The sequence below is a fragment of the Bythopirellula goksoeyrii genome (genome assembly GCF_008065115.1).
GTDB classification, from domain to species: domain Bacteria; phylum Planctomycetota; class Planctomycetia; order Pirellulales; family Lacipirellulaceae; genus Bythopirellula; species Bythopirellula goksoeyrii.
In genome coordinates, this window is the sequence record NZ_CP042913.1 from 3,159,547 (window position 1) to 3,174,190 (window position 14,644).

Sequence of the window (14,644 nt, forward strand, 5' to 3'; positions counted from 1 at the left end):
GATGGCTATCAACGTAGTGTTTACTCAACAGATTCAATCTTACGCCAGGGCGTCGAGGACCAGATCACCGATTTCGCTGGTCGTGTAACCCATTTTGCCGGCGGATTGGCTCTTCATTTTAGTGTCGGTGACGTACATGATCGCGCTCATCACACGTTCCGCTGCTGCAGATTGCCCCAGTTGTTCGAGCATCATACTTACCGCATTGATGGTGGCGATTGGGTTGATCTTACCCGTGCCGGTGTATTTGGGGGCACTCCCACCCATGGGTTCGAACATGCTCACCCCGCCTGGCTCGGGATTGATGTTGCCGCCGGCGGCGACTCCCATGCCTCCCTGAATAATACCGCTCAGATCAGTGATGATGTCCCCGAACATGTTGGTGGTGACGATCACGTCGTAGAACTCAGGGTTCTTGACGATCCACATGCAACAGGCATCCACGTGGTTGTAGTCGATTTCAACGTCTGGGTAGTCGGCTGCCACTTCGTTGAAGGTTCGCCACCACAGATCGTGACCGGTTGTCAGTACATTGGTCTTGGCGACTAAGGTTAGTTTCTTCCCCTTGGGATTGTTTCGCTTTTGGGTGTACTCGAAGGCGTAGCGAATGCACCGCTCGCAACCCTTGCGAGTATAGATCGCCGTCTGGGTGGCGACCTCGTTGGGTGTCCCTTTGTGCATGAAGCCGCCGGCACCGCAATAGAGGTCTTCCGTGTTCTCACGCACAACGACGAAATCGATGTCATCGGGTCCCTTGTCTTTAAGCGGCGTCTCCACACCGGGGAACAATTTTACAGGTCGCAAGTTAATGTATTGGTCGAGGCCGAATCGGAGATCCAACAAAAGTTTGCGTTCGAGAATTCCGGGAGCAACGTCCGGATGGCCCACAGCACCAAGCAAAATCGCGTCAAACTGGCGGAGTTGGTCAAGCCCGTCGGCAGGGAGTGCTTCGCCGGTCTTGAGATAGCGATCTCCACCCCAGTCGAGTTCTGTTAGGTCTAATTGATCGGCAAAGCCTTCGATCTTCGCAATGGATTTGAGTACTTTGACTCCCTCAGCTGCTACCTCTGGACCTGTTCCATCCCCACCAATTATCGCAATTTTCATCGACTATTCCGCTACTCGTTCGGGTTAAGTTGAAAGCAAGAAACCACCCATTGTAGTGGAGAATTCGCGGCAGAGTAGGGGGGCATGGCGCAGGCTTCTAGCCTGTGATATGGAAGAGACAGGCAGGATGTCTGCCCCACGGTTAGCTATGCATTCGGGGAAATTGCTCCCGCTCGGCCATTATCGCGGCCTCAGCTTCGTACAATTCCGCGAGACGTGTTTCGACGACGTCTTCGGCTGCAAAATGTTTCGCCAGCCGCGTGTAGGTCGCATGATGGCGGGCTTCGCTCTCAAATAGGCTGCGGTAAAAGGTCGCCAACTCAGGGTCGGAGACATGCTCTGCCAGGGCTTGAAATCGTTCGCAACTTCGAGCTTCGATTAGACCAGCGACCAGCAGTCGATCGACGGCCCTTTCAGGTTCACTCTTTCGAACCAAGGCATGCAAGCGACTGCCGTATTGGCTTGGCTTGAGTCGCCGAAACCGAATACCGCGACGCTCCAAGAGATCGAGAACCATATGGAAATGTTCCAGCTCTTCATTGACGATCTCAGTCATCTCCTGGCAAAGCTCGCGGTCCTCGACATAGTGGAAGATGAGATTCAACGCCGTCCCCGCTGCCTTCTTCTCGCAATGCGCGTGGTCAATGAGGACTTCTTCGAGGTTGGAATCGACTTGAGCGAGCCAACTGTCGTCGGTAGGGGACTTGAGGTGCAGCATGTTTAGGTAAATCGATTAATCTTCAAGTCTCAGCCGGAGGCACACTTGCCTTCGCGGCTCCCGGATCAATGTGTTGGCCTGACTGAAGGTGCTCAGGCTCTGAGTGGCTCAGCTCATCGCTGGCACACTTTCCAGCGACCATTCGCTGAAACAATGTTGGCACTAGTCGTTTGACCAGCCAGACCATTCGTACTCGCCACCCCAAAGGGACGTGGAGTTGTTTTTTCTCGACTGCCCTGAGAGTGTTCTTTGCTACCTCTGCCGCAGACGTTGTTGAGACATTAGTATAATCTTGAGCGATACGTCGAAACAACTCGTCGCAGAAATCGCCACGCCTCAAAAGTTGAGAAGCAAAGAAGCCGGGAAGCACCACGGTAACACTAATTCCCAGATTGCGAAGTTCACCGAAGAGCGTTTCTGAAAAAGAAACGACTCCCGCCTTTGACGCGCTGTAGGCTGCCATCGCCGGCGCGTTCAGCAGAGCAGCGACGGAGGCAATATTCACGATCGCACCACCCGGAGCAGTCTCTCGCATCCAGGGGACCATCGCATGACAACCATTGATCACGCCGAACAGATTCACCTCGCAGACACGGCGAAAAGCGGCGAGTGGCGATTCTCCAATTTTTCCCGCGGAGCAAATTCCTGCGTTATTAATGAGCAAATCCAGCCGAGGCCACTCGGCGCGTAGCCTTAGCATCAGATTGTTCCAGGCGGTTTGATCGGTTACATCGAGGTGCTCAATCTGTCCCCGTCCACCAGCACGTTCAATTTCGGCGAGAGTTTCTTGAGATCCTGCTTGATCGACGTCTGCCACAATGACATGCCAGCCTTGTGCAGCCAACTGCAGGCAGAATTCTCTGCCCAGTCCGCTGGCACCGCCAGTTACCAGCGCAAGTCGATGATTCTGCGATTCGTTCATGGAATCATGATAGCTAGATTTCCCAATCCCCGCAGGCCACTTCTCCAAACTACCTATTTAGCTAGTTTTCCTGTGGCGAATAGGGGGCTGCTATGCATTAGATCGGCGTCGCCGAGCAGGCATACACCTATTACAATCCGCTGCCTTTACCGAAATCGATATCGGGAATCCATCGACCACATAGATTCAAGGACACTTCGTGATTTCGTTTCCCATCAGATATCGATTCGACCTGATTCTAATCTCGGCGTTCGTGCTTGGAGCTAACTTACCGCTGCACACATCCGCCCAGAGTAGTAGCTCGTCGATGAAGCAACCTAGATCGCCACACTCTGATATCAGCTTGGCAAATCGTCCTAGGGTTTCGTCTCCAAACGGTGTAGCAGGAAGCGGCGCTTTTCAACCCAAGAATCCCAACGACTCACCATCGACTATCGTTGCGGGCGGGTTCTGCCTTGTAAGTTTGCGAGATGAAAAAACCTGGGTACATGGTGATCCAAAAATACAAATCATTCTCAATGACAAGATATACCTATTCGCCGGTGATCGTCAGAGAGATATTTTTTCTGCAGGACCTCAGAACTATCTCCCCGTGTTAGAGGGCGACTCGATAGTTGCCTTTGCAGAGACCGGTCAGCGAGTTTCAGGTAATCTGGAATTTGGGCTAACTTACCGAGATCGAATCTATTTTTTCCGGAACGCCGGCGAGCAGTCAGAGTTTCAGTCGCAGCCAGAGCGATATGTGAATGCCGATTTGGTCGACCAGGGCAATTGTCTGGTAAGCAAGATCGAAGAGCAGAAGCTGGTGCCAGGTATCCCGGAGACCGTGCTGACCCTGGATGGGATGCGGTACTTCTTCGCATCGACGGGACATCGTCGGATTTTTATGGCCCACCCCAGAAGATATGTGGATACAACTGAGGCTACTTTTCAAGATATGCAAATCAGGGCAGGAGTAGATCAAGATAAGGGTTTCAATCGTTATGGAATCAAAAGAGAGAAAAGGGAAGAGGGATCAAAAGAAACGGCCCCCGAGCAGGACGAAACTAGTTCAGACGTCTACTCTCGCCCAGCCATTTCAGGATATTGTCCAGTTTCTATCCAAAAGGATGGGTTCTGGGTTCGTGGCAAGTCTCGATTTAAAGCCGTTCATGATGGCAAAGTGTATCACATGGCTGGCGACGAAGAATTGGCCGTGTTTCGAGAGAATCCTCGTGAGTTCCTGCCGGCCTTAGGTGGGGATAGCATCGTAGCTTTCGCCGATGAGGCGCAACGGATCCCCGGAAGTGCTTATCACCCGCTGCTTGCTGGAGGGAGGCTCTATTTGTTTGCCGATGCAGTCGAAAAGCAGAAATTCAAAGAGAATCCAGAACTCTACGAAGACGCCGATTTGGCACTTGGCGGAAACTGTATCGTGTCTTATTTGGACGAGCAACAGGAAGTGCCCGGTTTGCCTGACTTTGAAACGGATCATCAGGGACTCCGCTTTCGCTTTTCGTCACAAGCTCTGATGGAAAAATTTCTCGCTGATCCAGGCATTTATGTCGATCAATTTTCAGTCGCCCAATAGCCGCCTCGTGCATGATCGAATTGGGCAGCCCGTCCTCGGTAATTGTCGTTGATTTTACCAGCCCTGAAGACTTCGCAACCATTTACCCAAGTTCTCACGGGCCAACCTGTCAGAGTTTCGCCATGCCAGGCACTCCAACCGCACTTCGAGAGTTGCTCCTCGTTTCGCACCTGTTGAGTGAGTTTCAGGTCGACCAATACAAGATCCGCATCGTATCCCTCAACGACACGCCCTTTGTTGACGATGTCCCAAACGCGGGCCGGTGCGTCGCACATCCAATTCACCACATGCTGCAGAGTGCAATTTCCCAGGTGGACCTGATTCAAGAGCAGCGCCAAGCTGTTCTCGACGCATGGCATTCCCGACGGGGATTGCGGATAAGGTTGCTGCTTTTCTTCGAGTGTGTGGGGAGCATGGTCTGTGGCAACCACCTGGATGGCACCACTTTTCAATGCCTGCCAAAGCTGAGCATTGTCTTGCGCTGACTTGACGGAGGGATTTGTCTGCAACAAAGTTCCCAATCGTGGGTAATCTTCGCTGTTCAAGAACAAATGGTGTGGACATGCCTCGGCCGTGATGAGCCCACCGTGATTGGCCAGCAATTCAATTTCTGCCCCCGTGGAAACATGCAGTACATGAAACCGATGGTGATGCCGGCGCGCCAGATCGAGGGCACGGCGAGTGGCTGTGACAGCGGCATCCACATCACGAATTCGTGAGTGATCGGCCACGTCACTGGTCCCAGCGAATCGTGCTTTATTTGCTTTGACGGTTGACTCATCTTCGCAATGGGCTGTCAGTGGCAGTGTGGTTTCCGCGAAAATACGTTCTAAGGCATCTTGAGAGTCAACGAGGAGATCTCCGGTACTAGAGCCGATAAAAATCTTGATGCCAGGTGTGTCAATGGCTTCACGAAGTTCGTCGATGTTCTCGGGGGTCGCCCCGATATAGAAGCCATAGTTGACCAGAGACTTCCCGGCGGCAAGGTCCCGTTTTTCTGCAAGCCGTTGTCGCGATGTTGTCGTCGGTACAGTGTTTGGCATTTCTAGGAAGGTCGTTATTCCTCCTTTAGCACAGGCTCGTGAGGCAGTGCTGAGATCCTCTTTGTGGGTTAGCCCAGGTTCGCGAAAATGCACCTGGTCATCAATCACGCCCGGGATCAAATGTAAACCTGCTGCATCGACGACTTCGTCAGCAAGAGTCTGAACCGCAGCATCCACGGTTGCAATACGATCGTTCTCGACCAACACAGCTACCGACTCAATGCCCGAGGGTAGGACGACTTGGGCGTTTTTTATGAGGAGTTTCACGCAGTATCAAACCTGATTCGAGTTCATTGGGAAAGAACTCCATCATTCTTGCCGAAGTTGAAGCAATCGTCGACCCACCTTCCTGAGATGGAAATCTCGTTAGTCAGTTCTGTTCCCATTTGACTTATGATTTGTTGTCGTGAAAGAGCTCAACCAGCCTTTTCGTTTAAAGAAAAGCAACTGGCCGATTGACATAGCCGCCATGACGAACAATATCGCCGGATAGCCAAATCGCCATTCTAGTTCGGGCATGTTCCAGCCGGAGACTTCTGGATTGAAATTCATGCCGTACAAACCTGCCAGGAAACTCAGAGGAATAAAGATCGTCGAGATGATTGTCAGCACCTTCATCACTTCATTCATGCGGTTGCCAACTTCTGTTGAGTAAAAGTCGCGCAGATCGGAACAGGCTTCGCGATAGCTTTCTAGCGAATCAATGATTCTTATGACATGATCGTGGCAATCCCGAAGATAAATACTTGTTTCAGGAGCAATAAGCCAGTCGTGTCGGTTCGTCAGCGAATCGACCGCGTCGCGAAGAGGCCATACGATTCGTCGCAGGAGCCTTAGGTCGTGCCTCAATCCGTGCAGGCGGATGATCAAGGGGCGTGAGGGCCCTGCTTCCAGTTCAACGTCAATTCGATCAATGGCTTCGCCAATTCTCTCCAGAGAAGGAAAGTAACTGTCGATTAGCGCGTCGAGCAACGCGTACATCAAATAGTCCGTTCCCGAGTCTCGCAATGCGCGGCCAGTGAATTGCAAACGATCGCGAATCGTGTCGAAACAATCGCTTGGGTGCTCCCGCCAGCTGATTACGAAGTCTTTGCCGATAAAGAAGCTGGCCTGCTCAAACGTATGCTTTCTCCCATGGCGGGGAAACTGACACACGATAAAGAGATGGTCCTTAAAGGTCTCGACCTTGGCTCGTTGAGGGATGTTCACAACATCTTCGAGTGCCAAGCGATGGATGCCAAAAAGTTGGCCGATCTGCTCAAAAAGGGCCTCGTCACCCATGCCGACGATATCAACCCATTGGACGGGATACTTGCCACGCATTTGGCGGACTTGGTCAATAGCGCAGTTCTGATTGTCCTCCAATTCGGTCGGGCTATAGCAGGTCATGCGAATTGTGGGTGGGATTGCCCCATCAGGAACTAGTATGGATCCGGGACGAGCTGCCGGCTTCGTTTTGCGCCGATAGCCCTTGGAGAACATGTTCGTACCGCCATTGTGCAAGTTGTGCTTCATGATTCGTCCTAGGTTGAATCTGCAAGTTGAAGGAATTAGAGAGCGTCCGGGCCCTGTGTTAAATTGTGGTCACTGTCAGCCATTTGAACCACCAAGGGAGAATTCGTGTTCAGATGGACATCCCTCTGGGGAAATGCCACTGTGATGCCTTCCTCGGCAAATAGCTGGGCGACTTGATATCGGACGGCACTTTCAATTTGCCGACGGTCCATCATAGTTCTCATTCGAATCCAGAAGTGGACCTCAAATTCCAATGAGTTGTCGCCAAAATTCTTGAATAACACAATCGGCGGAGGTTCCTTGGACGCACGGCCCGTTCCGACAACCGCTCGTTTCAGTAGTTGAGCGACTTCAACTACTGGTGATCCGTAGGCGACTCCGACGGTCACATGTGTCCTCATCTTGTCACTAGACAGCGTAAAGTTGACCACGTTGTCTTGCAAAAACTTACTGTTGGGAACGATAATCTCCAAGTTATCCCCCGTCCGTATGCGGGTACTTCGGGCGCCAATATGCTCGACATTGCCATAAAGTTCACCAATCTGAATCAGGTCACCAATCTTGACCGGACGCTCGGCGTGAAGAATCAGTCCACTAATGAAATTATTGACAATGTTCTGGCTGCCGAAGCCAATTCCCAGCGCAACGGCACCACCCAATACGGTAAATGCCGTCAGGGGCACCCTTACCACGTTAAGAGCTAATAACGAGAACAGCACTAAGAGCAAGTAGAACGACAAGCTTTGCACAGTTGCTGCGCCGCTGGCATCGATGTCCATCCGGCCTAATAGATGCCTTCCCAGCCATCGACTGATAATTCGAGCAAAGACAAATCCCACAAAGAAAAGCAGCAATGCCTTGACTACCTTCTCGACAGTAACTCTTCCGCTTTCGGAGGAGGTGATTTCGGTATTCCAGATCCCTTCCACGGTTTCCCAGAACTCGGCAAGCTTTTGACGGGCGTTTTCTGTAAGGGAGTCAGAGGAGAGTTGCCGTTGCATTTTTGCGTTCAACTGGAGCGCCGACTGAATGCTATCCAGATTCAGTTCCTGCGATTGGATCATTCCCTGCAATGCAGTTGCTTGCTGGGCATACCAATTTGCTTCGGGCGAGTTCTCGGCAGCTTTGTCGAGTTTCACTTTGGTAGCGAGAAGTTGATTGCGAAAATCTTCCAGGTCACCCTTGGCGATGCGTTGTTCACTTCTCAACTGCGATAGTGCCTGCTCATTGTCATCTTCCCATTCAGAGAGAAGGCTTTTTGCTGGGCGCTGAGAGATTATTTGGTGCCGTCGCTTCCAGATCTCTTGAGAATCAACGAGTCGGTCGAGTGCGGTTTTTAAGATCTCCTCACGTTTATCGAGATTGCTACGGCCCAAATGGTAGGCATGCAATTCTTCTTGTAGCATAGATTTGTCACCCGTAGAGGCGTCCAATTGCCGTTGGGTGCTCATCCACTGCTCTTCTAGATATTTGCGGCGAGTATCGTTGCCTTTCATTTCGGCTAAGGAATTCTTCAATTCATTTGCCTGCTCAGCCAACTTTGCCAGTTGTGCATTCAATTCGACCTGATCGAATCGTGCATTGTCGTTTAGGAGCTGAACCTTTTCTTCAAGTTGTTTGAGATGAAACGCTTGAGCCTCCCGTGAGAGGCGAACACTCATGAGTTCTGCTTCGCGTCGACGAACTGTGGCTTCCGCCACTTCAGCTGCAAGCGTGGCAACCGCGAGTTTTTGATTTAGCGGAATTCTCTTAGCATCTGCGTCGCTCTCATCCAAAGAGTCCTTGGCAGTTCGGCGAGTACTCTCAAGTTCTTTGAATTCATTGCGAGCATTCTCCAGCTCTTGGAGCGCTGCCTTTTCGCGATCTTTGAGTCGCTTTAGCCGATTCTTCGCCTCATCGAGTTGGTCGCGAGTTTCGTCCAAGAGAAGAAAGGAAGATGACTCTGATTCAGGCAGCCCTTGCAGCAGGAATTCGTCCAAATCGGAATGCATCTCGTCGCGCTTGGCGGCTGCTGATTCAGCGTCTGCTTCTGCCAAAGCAACTTGGCCAAGAGAAAGTTCTAATCGACCAAGCAATTCAACTTGCTGAAGGAGTGCGGACGCCGGCTCCTCATTGGCCTGCTTTGCTTTAGCAACCAACGATTCAGCACTTGCCAGACGCTTCTTAACTCCTTCGATCCACTCCGAAATAGGTCGAACCTGTTCTACTTTCGGTGGATCAGTGTTTTCCAAGATCTCAGTTGGACCGGGAAGCTGCGCGGTCACAGTCTCTGGATGAAAAGTAGTTTCGATCCAGGTTAGAGCGACGAGCAACAGCAGTAGGCGTCTGCCGGTGGATTGCTGAAACAGGTTCGTTGGATGAAATGTCATTGAGAATTCGGTTTTTATTACCTAGCAAGGTGGTTGCTTTTCCGACAAGATAGGCCACCACTCTTATGGCTCAAACAGCAACTTTGCTGCATTGGGACGGCTTAGTCCTCTTGTCGATGTCCCCTCATGACCTAGTTCATCTACACAAAGTCTCTAAACCAGAGTAAGTCACGAGAAACAGCCAGGTTTGCTGATCTATGCGGTAGAGGGCAGATCATAGAGATCACATCGATAATGCCATCGTTTTCCACAAAGAATGTCTCACAACGGCGGTTTCTATCGAGGGATTTGGCCTTCGGGAATTGCTAGCGGTCCAGTACAATCCGCCCCTCTTGGGTGCCGCCACAATGTGCATCCGCACCCTCATTCAGTGGCTCGCCCTGGCGCGATAGTTTATGCGGCACAGCTCAATATTCTTGGGACTTATAACAGCCGGAGTTGCCCTAACCGGTTGCATGCTGGTGCGACCCGCTCAGCACTGGGAGCCTTTTCCTTACGAAACTTTTCACAGTCAATTGGTCATCCATAGCGATGCCCCGCTCTCAGGCAAACAACGCCTACTTGATGAATTGGCAGAGCAGCGCGGACTAATCAATTCCAAATTGAGTCTCGTCCCCACAGAGACTCCGATTCATGTATATCTCTATGGTGATGAATCTGATTACACGGCTTTCATGAATCTGCGCTTTCCAGAAATGGCATCACGAAGAGCAATTTTTGTCGGCACGGATCAGAAACTTTCCGTCTATGCCTATTGGGGCGACCATGTAGCCGAGGACTTACGACACGAAGTCTCTCATGGCTATTTGCACGCCGCTGTTCCGACGCTGCCCTTGTGGCTTGATGAGGGATTGGCCGAGTACTTTGAAGTGGGGGAAGGTCGTCGAGGATACAACATAACTCACGTCCAGCTTCTCGCCGCTCAGGCACAATCTAACAACTGGTTACCAGAACTGACGCGGCTCGAAGCACTCGACTCTGCCGCCGACATGACTCAGCAGGACTACGCTGAGTCCTGGGCCTGGGTACACTATTTGCTTGAGTCGGATGAACGGGCTGAAGTACTCACGAGCTATCTCCATGATCTCGCCGATGGGAATCCCACCGAGCCACTCAGCACGCGCATAGGTCGCCGACTCATCGTGCCGCAGAGCGCATTGGCGGAGCATGTGCTAACATTGCGCTAGAGAGTGATACTAATCTTTTGCTCAACGTAGAGAGCGTTGGTTAAGGCCATCAACTATGGGGGCATATAAGAACTCTACCAAGAACCAATTCTGTCCCAAAGCTTGAAAACGAAAAGGCTCATATCTACCTTCCAAGCCACTGTAATAGGCAAGAGGCTCAGTTTCCTGCGGCAACCTAGCCAATGTGGCTCCTTCGTTATTGCCTGTAAGTTGGAAATAGAGATCATTCTCAGTTCCACGTTCGATGGAGGAAACGTGGAGCGGATTGGATCTTTTTAACATCATCAGGGTGCGTGGCTTGCCAATAGGGTAAGCGTTGAACGGGCCGACATCTGGGAGAACTCCATCCTGGTTGGGCCAGTTCTTGAGCAGCGATTGGGCGACCTTTTCCATCGCAGGCAAGCTTGGAGCTACCCTCAGCGCTTGCGCGCGCCACGCGAGATCTGGCCATGTTTCATAAAATGTCAGCCAGGCTGCCAGCGCAACCATGACTGCAAACCAAGATCGCAGTCTACGGTTGGAGTGCGCGCCGAAGAAAAGTGCTATGACTATGCACCCTGCTGATACGAACCCAGCGATTATGGTCAAGTGTAGTAGCTGAATTCTAGAACTCAGATAATGAGTATGAGGTAGCTGAGTTATATCTAGGTTCGACGCTCCCTTGGGATCCACTAGGGCGAGCAGGCGAGCCGCTTGAGAAAACCTGCCATCCAGTCCAACCCAGATTATCAGCCCGACAAGTAGGGCAAGATTGAATATCCAATATGCCCACACCGCTTGTCGCGATAGCAATCCACTAGCCAAACGCTTGAGAGGGCCGGAAATGTTTATGTTGGTAGGCATGGCATGCCGAGCGGAAATTGTCATCCCGAGGTACTCCGAGGGATCTGGCCAGATTTCTCGGAGTACCTCGAAATGACAGTAAGGAGTATCTTTTCAACGGCGTTGCGTCCAGCAATAATCGAGTTCTATGGCCACTGTCCATTTTACCAGTCACTTGCAGGCGTTCGTCAACAGCGAACCGGTCGTTGTCGCGGCAAAGGATGTAGCCATGGCACTCGAAAATGCCTTTGAGGGTAGAGAACAGCTGCGAAGCTATGTGATGGACGAGCATGGACGCCTGCGGAGGCATATCATGCTTTTCGTCGATGGTAAGATGGTCGAAGATCGCGTGAATTTGACTGATCCTGTAACGGAAGCATCTGAAGTGTATGTAATGCAGGCGCTTTCCGGGGGATGAGGGAAAAATGCGAAATGTGGAGTGTGGATTGCGGAATGTTTTGATCGACCAAACTTGAGGCGATAGATATATCTGATGACTGGCACGATTCACGTTTCTACCCGGAAGGGGTTGTTTACGCTTGGGCGTTCGTCGACAGGGCAGTGGGAAACTGTCAATGTGTCGTTTCTTGGTTCTCCGCTGAGCATGTCACTGGCTGATCCTCGGGATGGGAATTGGTATGCCGCGCTGAACCTGGGACACTTTGGTGCGCATCTGCATCGCAGCAGTGATCGAGGTGTTACGTGGACTGAGGTGGCTGCGCCGGTGTTTCCTGAGGGTGCGACGCTACCCGAGCGGATGGCAAGCGAGTCCGAGACGCCGAAAATGAAGCCGGCAGCGCTCTCAGAAATCTGGGCTTTGGAAGCTGCCAACACGGGGGACGGAACCTTATGGTGTGGCACGATTCCGGGGGGATTGTTTCGCAGCGACGACGCCGGTGATAGTTGGCAGTTGGTCGAGGGGCTGTGGAATCGCGAAGAGCGGATGAGTTGGTTCGGTGGCGGCAAAGACGATCCGGGGATTCATTCGATTGAGGTCGATCCGAACGATCCGCAGCATGTGCTGGTGGCGATTTCCTGCGGCGGTGTTTGGAGAACGCGAGATGGTGGCTCGACTTGGGAATGCTGCAGCAATGGACTTCGTGCCGAGTACATGCCCCCCGATCAGGCGTACGACCCGAACGCGCAAGACCCCCATCGTATGGTCGCCTGTCCAAGCGATTTCGATCATCTGTGGATCCAGCACCACAACGGCATCTTTCACTCAACTGACAACAGCCAGAATTGGGAAGAAATTACCGATGTAGAACCCGCCGTTTTCGGCTTTGCGGTTGCTGTGCATCCTCATGAGCCAGGTACGGCGTGGTTCGTGCCCGGTGTGAAGGACGAAATGCGCGTACCGAAAGATGCAAATTTCGTTGTTACCAAAACCACCGATGGAGGGAAGAACTTCCGCCAGATTTCAGAGGGACTTCCTACCGAGGACGCTTACGATATTGTCCTACGTCATGCACTTGATATCGATCAAACGGGCAACCTGCTCGCCATGGGGAGTACGACGGGCAACGTTTGGGTATCGGAAGACAGCGGCGAGTCGTGGCAGGCCGTTTCTACCCACTTGCCGCCAGTGTACGCCGTTCGGTTTGTTGAGTGAGGCGCCCGGTTCACTCTTCACTTCGTTCTACAAGTTCAGCAAACCGACGCCCGTAATCTGGATGGACAGCGGCCAGATGCGCAGCGATTTCCTCAACAGAGTCCGGATTTTCGCGGATCAACTCCACCACATCGGCTTCGTCGCGTAGGCGACCGGCGGCAAGTTTAAGTTCGATTAGTGCCGGCAATGAAATGTATGTAAGCATTCCCGGAGTTGCTCCCATGACCTGAGGATGAGAAATCGTGGTGGGGGCGGGGTGCTTGGCGGTGCCGGGGCGTCCTCCTTCGGGGAGAATATCGACTTCGATACCTGTTTCTCGATGGAGCAGTTTCGGCCAATTCCCGGTGGGTGTATTGAGTACATCGAATCCGCTGACCGCTGCCGTATGTAGAAAGTCATCAATGCGATTGCTCGGCAGAGCAATATCAATATCTTGCGTCACGCGACCAAGATAGCCGTGACGCCATACGGCCCATCCTCCTCCGACGACTGCTTCACACTGGCAGGCAATGAGGGCCTGATCGAGGGCCTTTACAACCCGACCGTATCGGCCAGGCAGATCTTGGGGCTCAAACATGTTTTGCCTCCCGACTAACAAGGCGTCGGCTATTTGCAGTTGTTCGGCAAGTAATTCGGTTGACAGGGGCATCGTGTGAAGTGTCCGCTCTTAATAAAGTTGATTCGTCTACTTCAATTTTACTATATAGGCTGCGACGCATCGTTGATCACACCCACATAAAACGAAAATAACCGAAAAATCATCACTATGATGAACACAGCCACGAGTGCCCAAATGACGTAGCCGGCGAATTGGGCTAAGAGGGCTATTGCCGAACCGGAGCGTTCCTCATATTCGGCGGCTTGCCGTTGCATGGTTTCTACTAAGCGGCCACTTTCTTCTCCGACGGCAATATTGTCGAGCAGTTCGCTGGGGAATACGCCGGTGGATGCAAGAGAATGTGTAATGCTTTGCCCCTGCTCAATGCGGTGCACGATTTCCTGGCTATGTTCGCTATAGTAGTCATTGCCCGTGGCACGGAGTGCCAGCGGCAAAGCTTTGCGAAGGTCCATCGGCGTATCTAGCACTAACTGCAAAGCCCAGGTGAACTTTGCCAGAGCAAGCGTCTTGAAGGCATCCCCGAGTACAGGAACTTGCAGTGCGAGTCTCTGCAGCTTTCGTGCCCAGCTCGCCCCGCGGAGGACGGATTGAACTATCAGCAAAATCACAATGGCGATGAAAAGCAAAATGATCAAGTATTTGATCAAGCCCGGCGTGCCAATCAGCCCAAATCCGAGGATGTCGATGCGGGAACCTCCCGAGGTGGAATTGCCCGGTAAAATGCCCATGACATAAATTAAGATTCCGATCGTCAGCAGGGCAATTCCCAATTGAAAGAATGGCCAGACGAGGCGTTGCCAAAACGCCCGGCGAGCTGTCAGAACGCGTTCGTAGTGCTGGCCAAGCCGTTTATAGAGTTCGCCGAGGCGGCCGCTGACTTCGCCCACTTCGATCATCTTGCGAAACATCGGTGGGAAGAAATCGCCTGTCTTTTGGATCGCTTCAGTAACCGAGTTGCCCAGGGCCAATTCATTGCGAATTGTCTCAGCGATCTGGCGTTGGGCGGCAGAGCCCCGTCTTGCTTCGTCGGTCCAGATTTTGCGGTCTTGAATGCCCGCGTTGGTCGCTGTCGCCAAGCGGTGACAGAGTTGGACAAGGGGCTTCAGGGAGATGCGTTTTGAGAAGAACATAAAAATGGTGGTTGGTCAGTGGTCCTTTGT

Annotated in this window: 13 protein-coding genes; 4 read left to right on the forward strand and 9 right to left on the reverse strand. The window is 52.1% G+C overall.

The features are described 5' to 3' along the window. Window positions 1-39: 39 nt before the first annotated feature. From Pr1d_RS12575 to Pr1d_RS12585, 3 genes are all read right to left on the reverse strand, one after another. A complete protein-coding gene (locus tag Pr1d_RS12575; RefSeq protein WP_148073854.1) occupies window positions 40-1,107 on the reverse strand; it encodes a 3-isopropylmalate dehydrogenase in 1,068 nt (355 codons plus the stop codon). A 142-nt stretch (window positions 1,108-1,249) separates the two neighbouring features. Next, window positions 1,250-1,825: a tRNA-(ms[2]io[6]A)-hydroxylase gene (gene miaE, locus Pr1d_RS12580; protein ID WP_148073855.1), complete on the reverse strand. Its 576-nt coding sequence runs from the start codon at window positions 1,823-1,825 to the stop codon at window positions 1,250-1,252. A gap of 22 nt (window positions 1,826-1,847) precedes the next feature. Further along, the gene (locus Pr1d_RS12585) at window positions 1,848-2,747 is read right to left on the reverse strand and encodes an SDR family NAD(P)-dependent oxidoreductase (protein WP_148073856.1); all 900 of its coding nucleotides are present in this window, start codon (window positions 2,745-2,747) and stop codon (window positions 1,848-1,850) included. A gap of 307 nt (window positions 2,748-3,054) precedes the next feature. Here Pr1d_RS12585 and Pr1d_RS12590 point away from each other — a divergent pair, with 307 nt between their 5' ends. Further along, on the forward strand, window positions 3,055-4,317 hold the full coding sequence (locus Pr1d_RS12590) for a hypothetical protein (protein WP_148073857.1): 1,263 nt from the start codon (window positions 3,055-3,057) through the stop codon (window positions 4,315-4,317). Here the strand turns inward: Pr1d_RS12590 and Pr1d_RS12595 are convergent. The 3 genes from Pr1d_RS12595 to Pr1d_RS12605 all read right to left on the reverse strand — a co-directional run bounded on the left by Pr1d_RS12595 (window position 4,296) and on the right by Pr1d_RS12605 (window position 9,244). Beyond that, window positions 4,296-5,627: a dihydroorotase gene (locus tag Pr1d_RS12595; RefSeq protein ID WP_148073858.1), complete on the reverse strand. Its 1,332-nt coding sequence runs from the start codon at window positions 5,625-5,627 to the stop codon at window positions 4,296-4,298. The genes Pr1d_RS12590 and Pr1d_RS12595 overlap by 22 nt on opposite strands. A gap of 99 nt (window positions 5,628-5,726) precedes the next feature. Next, a complete protein-coding gene (corA, locus tag Pr1d_RS12600) occupies window positions 5,727-6,875 on the reverse strand; it encodes a magnesium/cobalt transporter CorA (RefSeq protein ID WP_148073859.1) in 1,149 nt (382 codons plus the stop codon). Window positions 6,876-6,910: 35 nt separating this feature from the next. After that, window positions 6,911-9,244 (reverse strand): mechanosensitive ion channel domain-containing protein, encoded by a 2,334-nt coding sequence (locus tag Pr1d_RS12605; protein WP_148073860.1) that lies wholly within the window; start codon window positions 9,242-9,244, stop codon window positions 6,911-6,913. Between the two features lie 395 nt (window positions 9,245-9,639). Here Pr1d_RS12605 and Pr1d_RS12610 point away from each other — a divergent pair, with 395 nt between their 5' ends. After that, window positions 9,640-10,431 (forward strand): DUF1570 domain-containing protein, encoded by a 792-nt coding sequence (locus Pr1d_RS12610; RefSeq protein WP_148073861.1) that lies wholly within the window; start codon window positions 9,640-9,642, stop codon window positions 10,429-10,431. 21 nt (window positions 10,432-10,452) lie between these two features. Here the strand turns inward: Pr1d_RS12610 and Pr1d_RS12615 are convergent, their stop codons facing one another. After that, entirely contained in the window at window positions 10,453-11,298 is an 846-nt protein-coding gene (locus tag Pr1d_RS12615) for a hypothetical protein (protein WP_148073862.1), read from the reverse strand. A gap of 103 nt (window positions 11,299-11,401) precedes the next feature. Here Pr1d_RS12615 and Pr1d_RS12620 point away from each other — a divergent pair, with 103 nt between their 5' ends. Both Pr1d_RS12620 and Pr1d_RS12625 read left to right on the forward strand, forming a co-directional pair. Next, window positions 11,402-11,671: a ubiquitin family protein gene (locus tag Pr1d_RS12620; protein WP_148073863.1), complete on the forward strand. Its 270-nt coding sequence runs from the start codon at window positions 11,402-11,404 to the stop codon at window positions 11,669-11,671. Window positions 11,672-11,746: 75 nt separating this feature from the next. Beyond that, on the forward strand, window positions 11,747-12,865 hold the full coding sequence (locus Pr1d_RS12625) for a WD40/YVTN/BNR-like repeat-containing protein (RefSeq protein WP_148073864.1): 1,119 nt from the start codon (window positions 11,747-11,749) through the stop codon (window positions 12,863-12,865). Between the two features lie 10 nt (window positions 12,866-12,875). On the opposite strand, the gene Pr1d_RS12630 is transcribed toward Pr1d_RS12625, so the two are convergent. After that, window positions 12,876-13,442 carry a nucleotidyl transferase AbiEii/AbiGii toxin family protein gene (locus tag Pr1d_RS12630; protein WP_148073865.1) on the reverse strand — a complete coding sequence of 189 codons (567 nt, stop codon included), beginning with the start codon at window positions 13,440-13,442 and terminating at the stop codon, window positions 12,876-12,878. 122 nt (window positions 13,443-13,564) lie between these two features. Further along, window positions 13,565-14,614: a type II secretion system F family protein gene (locus tag Pr1d_RS12635; RefSeq protein ID WP_148073866.1), complete on the reverse strand. Its 1,050-nt coding sequence runs from the start codon at window positions 14,612-14,614 to the stop codon at window positions 13,565-13,567. Between the last annotated feature and the right edge of the window lie 30 nt (window positions 14,615-14,644).

What these genes read in the sequence shown, in the direction of transcription:
- Pr1d_RS12575 (WP_148073854.1), bottom strand. Translation starts at nt 1,107, where the DNA reads ATGAAAATTGCGATAATTGGTGGGGATGGAACAGGTCCAGAGGTAGCA.
- miaE (WP_148073855.1), bottom strand. Translation starts at nt 1,825, where the DNA reads ATGCTGCACCTCAAGTCCCCTACCGACGACAGTTGGCTCGCTCAAGTC.
- Pr1d_RS12585 (WP_148073856.1), bottom strand. Translation starts at nt 2,747, where the DNA reads ATGAACGAATCGCAGAATCATCGACTTGCGCTGGTAACTGGCGGTGCC.
- Pr1d_RS12590 (WP_148073857.1), top strand. Translation starts at nt 3,055, where the DNA reads ATGAAGCAACCTAGATCGCCACACTCTGATATCAGCTTGGCAAATCGT.
- corA (WP_148073859.1), bottom strand. Translation starts at nt 6,875, where the DNA reads ATGAAGCACAACTTGCACAATGGCGGTACGAACATGTTCTCCAAGGGC.
- Pr1d_RS12605 (WP_148073860.1), bottom strand. Translation starts at nt 9,244, where the DNA reads ATGACATTTCATCCAACGAACCTGTTTCAGCAATCCACCGGCAGACGC.
- Pr1d_RS12610 (WP_148073861.1), top strand. Translation starts at nt 9,640, where the DNA reads ATGCGGCACAGCTCAATATTCTTGGGACTTATAACAGCCGGAGTTGCC.
- Pr1d_RS12615 (WP_148073862.1), bottom strand. Translation starts at nt 11,298, where the DNA reads ATGACAATTTCCGCTCGGCATGCCATGCCTACCAACATAAACATTTCC.
- Pr1d_RS12620 (WP_148073863.1), top strand. Translation starts at nt 11,402, where the DNA reads ATGGCCACTGTCCATTTTACCAGTCACTTGCAGGCGTTCGTCAACAGC.
- Pr1d_RS12625 (WP_148073864.1), top strand. Translation starts at nt 11,747, where the DNA reads ATGACTGGCACGATTCACGTTTCTACCCGGAAGGGGTTGTTTACGCTT.
- Pr1d_RS12630 (WP_148073865.1), bottom strand. Translation starts at nt 13,442, where the DNA reads ATGTTTGAGCCCCAAGATCTGCCTGGCCGATACGGTCGGGTTGTAAAG.
- Pr1d_RS12635 (WP_148073866.1), bottom strand. Translation starts at nt 14,614, where the DNA reads ATGTTCTTCTCAAAACGCATCTCCCTGAAGCCCCTTGTCCAACTCTGT.